The organism is Streptomyces milbemycinicus, from assembly GCF_002154605.1.
GTDB classification, from domain to species: domain Bacteria; phylum Actinomycetota; class Actinomycetes; order Streptomycetales; family Streptomycetaceae; genus Streptomyces; species Streptomyces milbemycinicus.
Window position 1 is genome coordinate 1 of the sequence record NZ_MUNE01000658.1, and the last position, 12773, is coordinate 12773.

13 protein-coding genes are annotated in these 12773 nt (G+C 71.0%); 4 read left to right on the forward strand and 9 right to left on the reverse strand.

All coding sequences use genetic code 11. The annotated features are described in order from the left end of the window. Positions 1 to 306: VOC family protein (locus tag CCN51_RS41775; protein WP_086860769.1), on the forward strand; the 306-nt coding region annotated here is incomplete at its 5' end. Between the two features lie 172 nt (positions 307 to 478). On the opposite strand, the gene CCN51_RS41780 is transcribed toward CCN51_RS41775, so the two are convergent. The 4 genes from CCN51_RS41780 to CCN51_RS41795 all read right to left on the reverse strand — a co-directional run bounded on the left by CCN51_RS41780 (position 479) and on the right by CCN51_RS41795 (position 3801). Then, positions 479 to 961, reverse strand: coding sequence for a hypothetical protein (locus CCN51_RS41780; RefSeq protein ID WP_014174166.1), 483 nt, complete (start codon positions 959 to 961; stop codon positions 479 to 481). Positions 962 to 1046: 85 nt separating this feature from the next. After that, entirely contained in the window at positions 1047 to 1865 is an 819-nt protein-coding gene (locus CCN51_RS41785; RefSeq protein ID WP_014174165.1) for an SGNH/GDSL hydrolase family protein, read from the reverse strand. Continuing rightward, positions 1852 to 2421 carry a PadR family transcriptional regulator gene (locus tag CCN51_RS41790; RefSeq protein ID WP_014174164.1) on the reverse strand — a complete coding sequence of 190 codons (570 nt, stop codon included), beginning with the start codon at positions 2419 to 2421 and terminating at the stop codon, positions 1852 to 1854. Before CCN51_RS41790 ends, CCN51_RS41785 begins: the two co-directional genes overlap by 14 nt. Before the next feature lie 153 nt (positions 2422 to 2574). Then, a complete protein-coding gene (locus tag CCN51_RS41795) occupies positions 2575 to 3801 on the reverse strand; it encodes an MFS transporter (RefSeq protein ID WP_043486240.1) in 1227 nt (408 codons plus the stop codon). Between the two features lie 415 nt (positions 3802 to 4216). Between CCN51_RS41795 and CCN51_RS41800 the strand changes: the two genes are divergently transcribed. Together CCN51_RS41800 and CCN51_RS41805 are read left to right on the forward strand one after the other, a co-directional pair. Beyond that, the gene (locus tag CCN51_RS41800; protein ID WP_014174162.1) at positions 4217 to 4636 is read left to right on the forward strand and encodes a YciI family protein; all 420 of its coding nucleotides are present in this window, start codon (positions 4217 to 4219) and stop codon (positions 4634 to 4636) included. Beyond that, positions 4633 to 5778 carry an RNA polymerase sigma factor gene (locus tag CCN51_RS41805; RefSeq protein ID WP_014174161.1) on the forward strand — a complete coding sequence of 382 codons (1146 nt, stop codon included), beginning with the start codon at positions 4633 to 4635 and terminating at the stop codon, positions 5776 to 5778. The genes CCN51_RS41800 and CCN51_RS41805 overlap by 4 nt, the downstream gene beginning before the upstream one ends. Before the next feature lie 427 nt (positions 5779 to 6205). Here the strand turns inward: CCN51_RS41805 and CCN51_RS41810 are convergent, their stop codons facing one another. Beyond that, complete coding sequence (locus tag CCN51_RS41810) at positions 6206 to 7231, reverse strand: alcohol dehydrogenase (protein ID WP_043486237.1); 1026 nt, start codon at positions 7229 to 7231, stop codon at positions 6206 to 6208. A 195-nt stretch (positions 7232 to 7426) separates the two neighbouring features. On the opposite strand from CCN51_RS41810, the gene CCN51_RS55355 reads away from it, so the two are divergent. Further along, complete coding sequence (locus tag CCN51_RS55355) at positions 7427 to 7597, forward strand: hypothetical protein (protein ID WP_014174159.1); 171 nt, start codon at positions 7427 to 7429, stop codon at positions 7595 to 7597. 84 nt (positions 7598 to 7681) lie between these two features. On the opposite strand, the gene CCN51_RS41815 is transcribed toward CCN51_RS55355, so the two are convergent. Genes CCN51_RS41815 through CCN51_RS41830 form a run of 4 tightly spaced genes read right to left on the reverse strand, consistent with a single transcriptional unit; the run spans position 7682 to position 12773 of the window. Continuing rightward, on the reverse strand, positions 7682 to 8311 hold the full coding sequence (locus tag CCN51_RS41815) for a sarcosine oxidase subunit gamma (protein WP_055413869.1): 630 nt from the start codon (positions 8309 to 8311) through the stop codon (positions 7682 to 7684). Continuing rightward, positions 8304 to 11249: a sarcosine oxidase subunit alpha family protein gene (locus tag CCN51_RS41820; RefSeq protein ID WP_014174157.1), complete on the reverse strand. Its 2946-nt coding sequence runs from the start codon at positions 11247 to 11249 to the stop codon at positions 8304 to 8306. The genes CCN51_RS41815 and CCN51_RS41820 overlap by 8 nt, the downstream gene beginning before the upstream one ends. Then, positions 11246 to 11542: a sarcosine oxidase subunit delta gene (locus CCN51_RS41825; protein WP_014174156.1), complete on the reverse strand. Its 297-nt coding sequence runs from the start codon at positions 11540 to 11542 to the stop codon at positions 11246 to 11248. Before CCN51_RS41825 ends, CCN51_RS41820 begins: the two co-directional genes overlap by 4 nt. A 10-nt stretch (positions 11543 to 11552) precedes the next feature. After that, the gene (locus CCN51_RS41830; protein WP_014174155.1) at positions 11553 to 12773 is read right to left on the reverse strand and encodes a sarcosine oxidase subunit beta family protein; all 1221 of its coding nucleotides are present in this window, start codon (positions 12771 to 12773) and stop codon (positions 11553 to 11555) included.

A 12773-nucleotide genomic window follows, 5' to 3' on the forward strand; every position in this document is an offset into this window, starting at 1 on the left:
CGGGTCGGCGTGCCGGAGGAGGAGCGCAACACACGATCGGCCATCGAGGATCCGGACGGATACGGCCCGCGGCTGTTCTTCCAACAGGTGCCGGAGGGCAAGGCCGCCAAGAACCGTGTGCATCTCGACGTCCGCGCGGCTCCGGGGCTGCAGGGGGAGGAGCGGATGGCGGCGCTGGAGGCCGAGTGCGACCGGCTCGTCGCACTGGGAGCGACACGGGTGCGTCGCCACGAGCCCGCGCCTCCGATGAGCGCCGGCTTCATCGTGATGACCGACCCCGAGGGCAACGAGTTCTGCCTGGACTGACGCGCGCAGAGCCGTTCGCGATCAACAATGGCCAGACGCGGTTGTAGCGATCGGCTGATGGGACTGTGCCGGCGTTGCCGGCCGGGCCGGTCGCCGAGGACGTACGGCAGTGCTTCCGGCGGCGTCGGCGAGAACGTCCGCCACAAGCGGCACATATCGACCGTCTGTCGGCTCACCCAAGCGGCGGGGAGGCAGGCTCGACCTCGAGGTACCGGCGGCCGCGTGGCCCCCGGTACTCCAGGGCCTCCCAGCCCAGCTGGCCCAGCACGGCCACGCAGCCCCTCAACTCGTCCTGAGCCGCGTACGCGGCGCCGCCTCCTGGCGGGCCAAGCCATTCAACCCGCACGATGCCCGCCTGGTCGGTCGCGCCGACGCAATATCCGGTAGCGACGCGGCGCCCCTGTGAGTCGGTGGCAGAGGGCGAAATGCCGGCGGCCTCCAGGGCGAGGGCCACGGCGCGTACCGGCTGGCGCCGTTCCCATTCGGCGGGCAGGCGATCAGAGGTGTTCATCAGCCGCCGGATCTGCAGCAATCCCTCAAACGCCGCCTGAACCGCAGCTTCCCGTCCCCGGCCGCTTCCCTCAGGGAGCGACCCGGTGCCAGTAGCCACCTCGAACCCGGCAGACGCCCGGCCCGCGTCGTCCTCACCCGCCATCCGCTGCCCCCTTCGGACTCCGACGTGCTGTGCTGCCCGGCATGGGGCAGTTCGAGAAGAGGCCGACCTGGGGCCACGGCTGTCCCTAAGAAGATTCCCGTTGGCCGGTGTCCGCCGGGGACGCGGGTGTGGCGTCAAGGGGCAGGAGCTGGGGACGTTTTGCGGTCCGGCCGTCGCCGGAGGATCGACCGCGCAGACGGCGTCCGAGCCAGGGACCGAGAAACCCGGCCGCCCAGCGCAGTTCGGCCGCTGCGGCTTGCCGGCCCCTGGGCACCGCCTGGGGCGGCAGGGGGCGCGTCCAAGTGTCGTCGCTTCCGGGCAGGTGGATGGCTTCGGCGAGAGCCGCGGCGATCCGCTCGTGGCCCAGGGGGCTGGCGTGGAGTCGGTCCGCGCTCCACAGCCGTGGGTCGGTGGCGACGGCATGCCGGGCGGTTTCGGCGACCGTGACCCCGTGACGGGTGGCCGCAGCGCGGATGTGGGTGTTGAGGTCGAACATGCGGGACCTGATGGGCCGGGCAAGGGGCGCGATCTTCCCCACGTCGGGGAAGGTCAATGTCACCACCTGGGTCCCGGTGGCCGTGAGCGCGGCGAACATCTCTTCCAGGTGGCCTGCCACCTCTGCGGCATTGAACCGGGGCCGGAGCAGGTCGTTGACCCCGGCGACGACGGTGGCCAGGTCGGGACGCAGGGCGAGGGCGGGCCCCAGCTGTTCAGCGTGTACCTGGCCGGCCACACGCCCTCGTACGGCCAGATTGGCGTAACGAAGCCCGGGGCTGACGGCTGCGAGGTGCTCGGCGAACCGGTCGGCGAAGCCGCGTAGGCCGGCGGTGTCGTCCCCGTCGCCCAGCCCTTCGGTCTGGCTGTCGCCCAGGGCGACGTAACGCTGGTATTCACCGCTTGGCATCAGTCGTCTGCCTTTCCCGCAGTACAGCTGTGATCCGTAGGCACCAGTCCCGGTGGCCCTGCTCAAAGGCCAGGCCGCGCAGACACGTCAGGTACGGCCCGATCCGCGCACCTCGGCGCAGGAACTCCTCTTCGTCCGCGTCGCCGCGCAGCTGCCGCAGTAGATTGCCGAGAAGTTCGATCTTGGCCTCGGCCGCGGATGCCCGCTCTTCGAGCTGCTCGATCACTGACGCGGTGCCGATCCGGTCGGCGACCTGGACCTTGACGAGCAGATCGTCGCGGATGAACGAGGGCTTCGAAACGGCCGCGGCGAACTGTTCCAGTTCGGCGCGGCCGGCGTCGGTGACATGGAACAGGCGCTTGTTGGGCCGCGTCTCCTGGACCACCTGCCGACCCGCGACCAGCCCTTCCTTCTCCAGCTTGGTCAGCTCGGCGTACAGCTGCTGGGGCAGGGCGTGCCAGAAGTTCGCGACGCCGATGTCGAACGCCTTCGACAGCTGGTATCCGCTGTATTCGCCGTCCAGCAGCGCCGCAAGGACGGCGTGTCGCAAGGCCATGGAAGCAGCTCCCTCCCTCTCCTCCTCGTCCGGTACCGCATCATACTCAAGAAAATGATTAGTCATATCCATGAGTAGGGAAGGTGTTGAACGCTTCCGTGCGTTGCCGTGGAGAAGTGCGATCTGGCGGGATTGGGCGGCCTGTTCACGCGCTCACTGGTTTCTGCGCCGGGTCAGTAGCAGCAAGCAGGCGACAGTGCCGAGTGCCACGGTGGCGAGCCCTGAGCCGCCGAGCGTCGCCCGCGGGCCCAGCGCCGCGGTGAGCGGCCCGCCGATCGCGGTGCCGAGCGGTGATGCGGTGAGCAGTGCCGCGCTGCGGGCTGCGAGCATCGCGGACAGGTGTTGCGGTGGCGACTTCGCCTGCATGAGTGTCACCGAGAGCGCGACGAACGGCCCGTAGATCGCACCGCCGAGCGCGAAGCACACGACGGTGACGGCCGTCGGCACATGGAACCCGAACGGCAGCAGCGACAGCCCCCAGCCGATCACGATGCCCACCGTCACGGGCCACAGCGGCCGCTGCCGCAGCGCGCCGGCCGCGAGCCCGCCGAGCAGCGCACCGATGCCGAACAGCATCCAGTAGAGGCCGAGCAGCGTGCCCGGTGCGTGCAGGTCGTCGGTCACATGGAGCGGCAGGGCGACCTCGACCGGGCCGTACAGCAGGTTGAAGAACCAGGTGAGTGTCAGCAGGCCGAGCAGTTCGGGATGGGATCGCAGCAACGCGAGCCCACCGCGGGCAGCCGCCCGGTCGACCGCGGAGACTTCCCCCGACTCCGGCAGCCGGGTGCGCACGATGAGTACGGCGAGGAAGAGGTAGGTGAGAGCGTCCAGGCCGAGCACGAGCGCGGAGCTGACGTATGTCACCAGAACACCGGCGAGCGCGGGCCCGGCGATCGTGGCAGCGAAGTTGAGCGAGCTGACGAGGGTGTTCGCGGCGAGCCGCTGCTCGTCGGGCAGCAGCTCGGCCAGCAGGGTGTACTTGCCCGCGCTGCCCCATGCGTGCAGCAGGGAGGAGACCGCGAGCAGCACGACGTACAGCGGCGGGGTGAGCAGCCCTGCGAGCCAGGCGAGCGGTACGGCGCCGAGGAACACGGCTCGCACCGTGTTGTCGGCGAGCAGTAGCCGTCTGGCCGGCACCCGGCGCAGGCGGCGACCGAACACCAACGCGCCGACCACGCCGGGCAACGTGTAGGCGGCCACCGCGCCACCGACCCACAGCCCCGTAGCGGCTTGCGGTGCGAGCTCGATGGCGAGCCACGCCACTGCGACGAAGCTCATCCCGTCGCCGAGGTACGAGACCGCGAAGCCGAGGATCAGTCGTCGGAACACCCGGTTGGCGAGCACCGGTCGGTAGGCGGAGGGAATGAGGCGTCCGAACATCGAGGGGACTTTGTGAAGGTGCACCTGGGATCGGTCTCGTCTCAGCTGTCCGACACTGCTGCGATCGCGGATGTCTCAGCGCCGCTCCTGGATTGGGTGACCCCAGGGGCGTCGGGGCCATGGTGCGTGAGGACTCTTGTGTGAATGGTGATGTCCATGGCAGTCACGCTAACTACGGCCGGGGGAGCGGCGCTTCTCGTTTCTGATCAGTCTGTCGGGACATCGCCTGTCGGGGCCGGGCGACGGCTCCTGTACTCCGGCTCGGTACCCGGCACCACCCGCACCTGGCTGCACGGGGTCAACGACCATCACGAGAGCCCAAAAAAAATCGGACGATGATGTCGAGAACCTGTGACTGGCTCCGTCCCCGCAATGAACGCGACCACAATGGGTCGTACCAACGAGGAGAAACACGATGGCCAAGTACCTGATGCTCAAGCACTACCGCGGCGCCCCGGCTTCGGTCAACTGCGTGCCGATGGACCAGTGGACGCCGGAGGAGATCTCGGCGCACGTGCAGTACATGAACGACTTCGCGGCCCGGCTGGAGAAGACAGGCGAGTTCGTCGACGGTCAGGCGCTCGCCCCCGAGGGGACGTGGGTCCGCTACGACGGTGAGGGGCGCCCGCCGGTCACCGACGGGCCGTTCGCCGAGACCAAGGACCTCATCGCCGGCTGGATGATCATCGACGTCGACAGCTACGAGCGCGCCGTCGAGCTGGCCGGGGAGCTGTCGGCCGCCCCTGGGGCGGGCGGGAAGCCGATCCACGAGTGGCTCGAGGTGCGCCCGTTCCTGGCCGCGCCGCCCACCATCACGGAGTGCTTTCATCAATGAACGAGGCCCTGCTTCGGAGCCTCACGCCGAGCGTGCTCGGGATCCTCGTCCGCCGCGGAGCCGACTTCGCGGCGGCCGAGGACGCCGTGCAGGACGCGCTGGTCGAGGCGGTCCGCGTCTGGCCGGCCGACCCGCCGCGGGACCCGAAGGGCTGGCTGGTCACCGTGGCCTGGCGCCGGTTCCTCGACCAGGCCCGGGCGGACGCCGCCCGGCGCCGGCGTGAGGACCGTATCGACGAGGAGCCGGAGCCCGGGCCCACGCCCGCCGTGGACGACACGCTCCAGCTCTACTTCCTGTGCGCCCACCCGTCGCTGACGCCGTCGTCCGCGGTCGCGCTCACCCTGCGCGCCGTCGGCGGGCTGACCACCCGGCAGATCGCACAGGCATACCTGGTGCCCGAGGCCACCATGGCGCAGCGCATCAGCCGGGCCAAGCGCACCATCTCCGGCGTGCGGTTCGACCAGCCCGGCGATGTCGCCACCGTGCTGCGCGTCCTCTACCTGGTCTTCAACGAGGGCTACTCCGGCGATGTCGACCTGGCCGCCGAAGCCATCCGGCTCACCCGGCAGCTCGCGGCCGCGATCGACCACCCCGAGGTGGCGGGGCTGCTCGCCCTGATGCTGCTCCATCACGCCCGGCGCGCCAGCCGGACCGCGCCCGACGGCAGCCTGGTACCGCTCGCCGAGCAGGACCGCGGCCGGTGGGACACCGAGTCGATCGCCGAGGGCGTCGAGATTCTGCAGGCGGCCCTCGCGCGCGACCGGCTGGGCGAGTTCCAGGCCCAGGCCGCCATCGCGGCACTCCACGCCGACGCGCCCACCGCCGAGGAGACCGATTGGGTGCAGATCGTCGAGTGGTACGACGAGCTCGCGGCCCTGACCGACAGCCCGGTCGTCCGGCTCAACCGCGCGGTCGCTGTCGGCGAGGCCGACGGACCCCGCGCCGGGCTGGCGGCGCTCGCGGCGCTGGACGCCTCGCTGCCCCGCCACGCCGCGGTGGCGGCGTACCTCCACGAGCGCGACGGGGACCTGGCGACGGCGGCACGGCTGTATGTCGAGGCGGCCCACAAGGCAGCCAACCTCGCCGAGCGCGACTATCTGACGCGTCAGGCCGCCCGGATCAACGCCCGCCGGTGTCACTGACGGCGTCGATGCCGTCGACGGGCGGGCCGATCCGCACGGTGGTCTGGATATGGTGTCCAGTGCGAGCGCGGAGTCGATAACGGCGTCCAGGAAAGCGAGGGTGTCGCGGCGGCGGGCCAGGGGGCTGTCGCTTCCGCTGCCACCACGGCCGCCAGTAGGAGCGGAGGTTGTCGGCCGCAAAGGCCCGCGAGGCTTCCTGCTCGGCCCACACAGGGCGACCGTGCGGGCGTGCGCCTCCACCTCCCGGGACCCCCGGTGCATCGACGGTCGGTCACCGCGATGAAGTCGACGTCGCGACGGACTTGCGGCGGCGCAACCCACACTGCCGGCGATGGCCGAGCAGTACGAGCGGATCTTCCGTGACGGCGGCACGCCGATCACCGCGCCGAGCCGGTGCGCGGTCGCCCTGGCGATCCTTCCACGGGTGTCAGCCGACCGTGAGCACCATCCGGAAGCGGGCCTTGCCGGCGAGCATCTTCTGGTACGCCTCGTCCGCACGGTCCAGCGGCACGGGCTCGGTCATCGGGCGGATGTCGTGCAGGGCGCTGAACGCCATGGTGTCCTCCACATCCTGCGAGGTGCCGGACGGGTGGCCCCGGACGACGTGAGCGTCCATGAGGATCTGGGCCGGGCTGATGCCCATCGGTGTGGTGTCGGCGCCGATGACCACGAGCTCCCCGCGGGGGGTCAGGCCGTCCACGGTGGCTGTGATCGCCTCGGAGCTCCCGGCGGTGGCCAGGACGACCTTGGCGCTGCCCAGGGACTGCAACGCATCGGCGACCGGAGTGCCCGAGGTGCTGTCGATGTAGTGGTGGGCGCCGAGCTGCCTGGCGAAGTCGGCCTTCTCGGAGCCGCGGGCGATCCCCACGGTCTCGAAGCCCATCGCGACCGCGTACTGCACTCCGAGGTGCCCGAGGCCGCCGAGGCCGAGCACCGCGACCATGTCGCCGGGGCGGCCGGCGCTGCGCCGCAGCCCGTTGAAGACGGTCACGCCCGCGCAGGCCATCGGCCCCGCGTCGCTCGCCGCCAGTCCGTCGGGGATACGGGCCAGGGCGTCGACGGGCGCGATCACCTTCTCGGCGAATCCTCCGTCGTACGTCCACCCCGGGACTTTCAGATTCCGGCAGACGATGAAGTCGCCCTTCCGGCAGGGCGTGCAATGACCGCAGCTGCCCCCGAACCAGCCGACCGCGACCCGGTCACCGACCTGCCATCCACGGTCCTGAGTGCCTTCGCCCAGCTCCTCGATGTGTCCGGCGATCTCGTGTCCGGGCACCTCGGGGAACGATACGCCCGGTAGCCCGCCGCTCACGAAAAGTGCGTCGGAGTGGCAGATGCCGCATGCCTCCACGGCAATCTTGACCTGGCCGAAACCCGGCTGTGGCACCTCCCGCTCGGCGAGTTCGAATGTGCCGTTCGGGGCGGTCACCTGCATGGCTCGATAGGTACTCATTCTCGGCGCTCCTCGGGAAAGTCGTCGCCGCACATAGGCAGGTCGCTCAGGGATTGGTTTCGGGAGGCTCCTTCCTCGATCACGTCCCAGTGTTCCATCAGAGGGCCACCCCCGCTGCGCGCCACCCTCGCCGCGCGTCCGGCCGGCCGGGGGAGGGGCTGGGGCCAGGCTTACTGCGCCAGCCGGTGGCCGCTGATGGTCCCAGACCACATCGACTCCTCGGCTCTGGGGTATCTACTGGTGGGCGTCATCAGGGGCATCGACTCCATCGCCAAGGCCGATGTCGACGGGGCGACGCTCGAGCAGACGGCGCGATCCGCGCCGGCCCTGATTCCCAGGGCGGATCCACCTCATCCGGGAGGCTGACCCGCAGGGCTGACCCCGTCGAAGCGCCCGGCCGGCCACCGGGCGTATTCGCACACTCCGCGGGCAGGAAGCACACAACCCGTCTCAGGGCACCTCCGGGCCGCGGTACTCGCTCATCGCGTCGATGAGCCAGCGCGCCAGATAGTCCGCGAACGACGACCGCGGGAAGAGCCGGTACGTCGGCGCGTCGTCGACCTGCCAGAGCAGCACCGCGACAGGTCCCACGGTGGTCGACACCGCCTGGCCGGGCCCGAAGGCACGGGGGTGCAGGTCCAGCGGGCAGCCCTTCTCCAGCACCTGCCGGGCGGCCGGGCCGCTCAGCTCCAGCGTGGTGCGGTTCGCCGAGACGTCCACGATCGAGCCAGGGGCCCCCGCGAGTGCGTTCCGCAACTCGGCGGCCACGGCGGTGCCTTCGGCCTGGGACAGGACGAGCCATTCGTCGGGGCCGAGCCAGACGACCGTACGGGGGCCGGACGCGGCGATGTGGCCGCACTGCCGCGGAAGTGGCGCACCCAGGGCCTTCTCGATGCGGTCGGCCGCTTCGGAGGCGGGGTCGACGCGCAGGTTCACCATGGTGATGAACGGCCACTCGGCCAGTGTGACGCCACGGCTGCCGCTGACGGCGGCGGCGCGCATCCGCTCCTCCAGATGTGTCAGGGGGCTTCGGCGCAGTGCCGCGGTCCTGGCGCCTGCGTCGGGCGTCAGTTCAGCCATCTCGCTTGGTCCCTTCGGGGTCGTAGAGGACGGAGTCGGCCACCAGGACGGGCACCAGGTCCTGGCCCACCGGGGCGAGCAGGGTCTCGCCGATCCTCGCCCGCCCGTCGGCGACGAGGGCGAGGGCGAAGGGGCGGCCGAGGGCCGGGCTGTGGTAGCTGGAGGTGACATGGCCGAGCATCGGCACCGGCCCGGCCTCGGGGGTGATGGGCACGTCCGGCGCGACGAGCTGGGTGCCCTCCGGCAGCCGGGTCCTGCCGTCGCTCGGCAGCAGGCCGACGAGCTGCTTGCGGTCGGTGCGGGAGGTGTCGGCGCGGGAGTGGGACCGCTTTCCGATGAAGTCCTTCTGTTTCGAGACCACCCAGGACATGCCCGCGTCCTGCGGGGTGACGGTGCCGTCGGTGTCCTGGCCGACGATGATGTAGCCCTTCTCGGCCCGCAGGACGTGCATGGTCTCGGTGCCGTACGGGGTGATGCCGTACGGCTGCCCGGCCTCGTACACCTGCTCCCAGACGGCCAGGCCGTACCACGCGGAGACGTTGATCTCGTAGGCGAGTTCGCCGGAGAAGGAGATCCGGCAGATGCGGGCCGGGACACCGGAGGCCAGGGTGGTCTCGCGGAAGGCCATGAAGGGGAATGCCTCGGCGGACAGGTCGACGTCGGGGGCGAGTTGGGCGACGACCTGGCGCGACTGGGGGCCGACCACGGCGATGGTTGCCCACTGTTCGGTCACCGAGGTGCAGTGGACGTCGAGTTCGGGCCACTCGGTCTGCAGCCACTCCTCCAGCCAGTCCAGGACCGCGGCGGCGCCGCTGGTCGTGGTGGTCATGAAGTAGCGGTTCTCCTCGAGGCGCAGCGTCACACCGTCGTCGAAGATCATCCCGTCGGGCTTGCACATCACACCGTAGCGGGCGAGGCCGGGCGCCAGCTTTTTGAAGGCGTTGGTGTAGATGCGGTTGAGGAATTCACCGGCGTCCGCGCCCCAGATCTCGATCTTGCCGAGGGTGGAGGCGTCCATGAAGGCGACGCCCTCACGGGCCGCCCGGCACTCGCGGTCCACCGCCGTGTCCATGTCCTCACCGGGCCGGGGGTAGTAGCGGGGGCGCTTCCACTGCCCGACGTCCTCGAACACCGCCTCGTGCGCGATATGCCAGCTGTGGATGGAGGTCGTGCGCTCCGGATCGAACAGCTCGCCGCGCTCACGCCCGGCCAGGGCGGCGAAGGCCACCGGGGTGTACGGAGCCCGGTAGGCCGTGGTGCCGATCTCTCCGGGTGAGGCGCTTGTGCCAAGGGCCTCGGCGATCACGCCGATCGCGTTGACGCCGGAGGTCTTGCCCTGGTCGTTCGCCGTACCGAGCGAGGTGTAGCGCTTGACGTGTTCGACACTGCGCATACCGGCTCCGGTGGACCGCCGGACGTCGGCGACGGTGACGTCGCGCTGCAGGTCGACGAAGTGGGTGTGCCACGTACTGGCGTCGCTGTCCCGGTCGCCGCTGGGAGCGGGCACCAGCCACAGTGCGCGCACCGGGCCCGCTCCGGCCCCGGGCCGCGCGTCGTCGTACGGCGGTGCGGGCACGGGAACCGGGAACCCGGCGCCGGTGGCGGCCCGCGCACCGGCCCGGGCCCCTTCGGCCAGACAGCCGTCGAGGCCGTACGTCCCGCGGGCCGCACCGACGACCTGCTGGTCCCGTACGGTGCCGTCGTCGGGGACGAAGGCGGCCAGGTCCTCGTCCCAGCGCAGCCGGCCCTGCCGCTGGCTGTGCAGATGCACCACCGGGCTCCAGCCGCCCGAGACGGCGAGCAGGTCGCAGTCGAACGACTCCGGTTCACCGGTGAGTTGCCCGCCCTCATCGAGGGTCTGGACGGTGACGCCGGTGAGCCGGCCGGCGCCCGCCGTGTCGACCACCGCGCTGCCCGTCAGCACCCGCACCCCGCTCGCCTCGGCGACCTCGGCGGCCCGGTGGGACAGCTCGGGGCGTGCGTCCACCACGGCGGTGACGTCGATGCCGGCGGCGTGGAGATCGGCGACCGTGTCATAGGCGCTGTCGTTGGTCGTGCTCACCACGGCCTGCGAGCCCGGGGCCACGGCGTATCGGTTGAGGTACGAGCGCACCGCCGCGGCGAGCATCACCCCGGGGCGATCGTTGCCGGCAAAGACCAGCGGACGCTCATGGGCGCCGGTCGCCAGCACCACCTGGCGGGCCCGGATGTGCCACAGCCGCTGACGCGAGACACCCGCCGACGCAACCGCCGGAGCGGGGGCGTCGGCCCCGAGGTGGTCGGTGCGCCGCTGCAGGGCCAGCACATAGTTGTCGTCGTAACTGCCGAACGCCGTGGTGCGCCGCAGAACGACGACCTCGGGGGCGGCGTCGAGTGCCGCGCGCACTTCGGCGACCCACGCGAGGGCGGTCTGCGCGCCGACCGTCTCGGTGCGCCCGGAGAGCAGCGAACCGCCGGGCTCGGGCTGGTCGTCGACGAGGATCACGCGGGCGCCGGAGCCGGCGGCAGCGGCGGCGGCCGCGAGCCCGGCCGGCCCGGCGCCGACGACGAGGACGTCGGTGTGGACGTACTTCTTGTCGTAGCCGGCGGGGTCGGGGGTCGGGTCGAGCCGGCCCATCCCGGACAGCGTCGTGGCGGACAGGCCGTCGTACAGCTCTGCCGTCGTCGCCGGCAGCATGCCCTCCGAGTGCGGGCCGTCGATCTGCAGCAGGGCGTTGGGCTCCTCGACGCCCGCGGAGACGATGCCGCGCGGGCGGCCGCGGTAGATCGACGGGGCGACCTCGACCTGCCCGTTCGCCAGCATCGCCGAGGCGACGGTGTCTCCGGGGTGTCCGGTCAGTTCCCGGCCGTCGACGGTGAAGCGGAGCACGGTGCCGCGGTCGATACGGCCCCCGTGCCGGAGCCGGAATGGCTGGTGCCGGAAGTGCTGGTCGGTCATCGGTTCCCTCCGGCCTGGGGCAGTTCGGGGCGTGGCTCGTCGAGCCGGTAGACGGCGAGCACGTCGTTGGTGACGGTGTCGCGCAGGACGTTGAACCAGCGGCGGCAGCCGGTGCTGTGCATCCACCGCTCGGCGAAGGGGCCCTTGGTGTTGTCGCGGTAGAAGACGTACTCGGCCCACTGCCGGTCGTCGAGGTCCGCGGGGGCATGGGGGTAGGGGAGATGGGCCTGTCCCCCGTAGTGGTACTCGGTCTCGTCCCGAGGACCGCACCATGGGCAGGTGATCAGCAGCACCGTGTCCTCCTCAGTGGGCCACGGCCGCGGCGCCGTGTTCGTCGATCAGTGCGCCCGTCGTGAAACGTTCGAGGGCGAAGGGGGCGTTCAGCGGATGTGGTTCGCCCGTGGCGATGGTGTGCGCGAAGGTCCAGCCGGCAGCTGGCGTGGCCTTGAACCCGCCGGTGCCCCAGCCGCAGTTGACGTAGAGGTTGTCGACGGGGGTGGTGCCGATGATCGGGGAGGCGTCCGGCGTGACGTCCACGATGCCGCCCCAGGTCCGCAGCACATGGGCGCGGGCGAAGATGGGGAACAGCTCGACGGCGGCGGCCATCTGCTGCTCGATCACGTGGAAGGAGCCGCGCTGCCCGTAACCGTTGTAGGCGTCGATGCCCGCGCCCATCACCAGTTCGCCCTTGTGCGCCTGGGAGACGTAGACGTGCACGTGGTTCGACATCACCACGGTGGGGTGCACCGGCTCGTGCAGCTCGGAGACCAGCGCCTGGAGCGGATGGGACTGCACCGGCAACCGGAAGCCGGCCCGCTGGGCCAGCACGCTGCTGTGCCCGGCGGCCGCGAGGCCGACCCGGCCGGCGAGGATGCGGCCGCGGCTGGTCTCGACGCCCACGACCCGGTCGCCGTCCTTGAGGAAGCCGGTGACCTCGCACCCCTGGATCAGATCCACGCCCATCTCGTCGGCCCGGCGGGCCAGCGCCCAGGCGACGTGGTCGTGCTTGGCGATACCGGCCCGCGGCTGGAAGGTGCCGCCGAGGACCGGATACCGGGTGCGGGGCGAGACGTTGAGGATGGGGCAGATCTCGGCGACCTCGTCCGGCTCCAGCCACTGGGCGTCGACACCGTTGAGGCGGTTGGCGCCCACGCGGCGCACGCCCTCACGGACGTCCTGGAGGGTGTGCGCGAGGTTGAGGACTCCGCGCTGGCTGAACAGGAAGTCGTAGTCCAGCTCCTCCGGGAGCCGTTCCCACAGCTTGAGCGCGTGCTCGTAGATCGCCGCGCTCTCGTCCCACAGGTAGTTCGAGCGGATGATTGTGGTGTTGCGCGCCATATTGCCGCCGGCCAGCCAGCCCTTTTCGAGGACGGCGACGTTGGTGATCCCGTGGTTCTTGGCGAGGTAGTAGGCGGTGGCCAGGCCGTGGCCTCCCGCGCCGACGATGACGACGTCGTAGGAGGAGCGCGGCTCGGGGTTGCGCCAGAGGAAGTCCGGATGCTCCGGCAGCGGCTCGGTGGTCAT

What these genes read in the sequence shown, in the direction of transcription:
- CCN51_RS41780 (WP_014174166.1), bottom strand. Translation starts at nt 961, where the DNA reads ATGGCGGGTGAGGACGACGCGGGCCGGGCGTCTGCCGGGTTCGAGGTG.
- CCN51_RS41785 (WP_014174165.1), bottom strand. Translation starts at nt 1,865, where the DNA reads ATGCCAAGCGGTGAATACCAGCGTTACGTCGCCCTGGGCGACAGCCAG.
- CCN51_RS41790 (WP_014174164.1), bottom strand. Translation starts at nt 2,421, where the DNA reads ATGGCCTTGCGACACGCCGTCCTTGCGGCGCTGCTGGACGGCGAATAC.
- CCN51_RS41795 (WP_043486240.1), bottom strand. Translation starts at nt 3,801, where the DNA reads ATGTTCGGACGCCTCATTCCCTCCGCCTACCGACCGGTGCTCGCCAAC.
- CCN51_RS41800 (WP_014174162.1), top strand. Translation starts at nt 4,217, where the DNA reads ATGGCCAAGTACCTGATGCTCAAGCACTACCGCGGCGCCCCGGCTTCG.
- CCN51_RS41805 (WP_014174161.1), top strand. Translation starts at nt 4,633, where the DNA reads ATGAACGAGGCCCTGCTTCGGAGCCTCACGCCGAGCGTGCTCGGGATC.
- CCN51_RS41810 (WP_043486237.1), bottom strand. Translation starts at nt 7,231, where the DNA reads ATGAGTACCTATCGAGCCATGCAGGTGACCGCCCCGAACGGCACATTC.
- CCN51_RS55355 (WP_014174159.1), top strand. Translation starts at nt 7,427, where the DNA reads ATGGTCCCAGACCACATCGACTCCTCGGCTCTGGGGTATCTACTGGTG.
- CCN51_RS41815 (WP_055413869.1), bottom strand. Translation starts at nt 8,311, where the DNA reads ATGGCTGAACTGACGCCCGACGCAGGCGCCAGGACCGCGGCACTGCGC.
- CCN51_RS41820 (WP_014174157.1), bottom strand. Translation starts at nt 11,249, where the DNA reads ATGACCGACCAGCACTTCCGGCACCAGCCATTCCGGCTCCGGCACGGG.
- CCN51_RS41830 (WP_014174155.1), bottom strand. Translation starts at nt 12,773, where the DNA reads ATGACCACCGAGCCGCTGCCGGAGCATCCGGACTTCCTCTGGCGCAAC.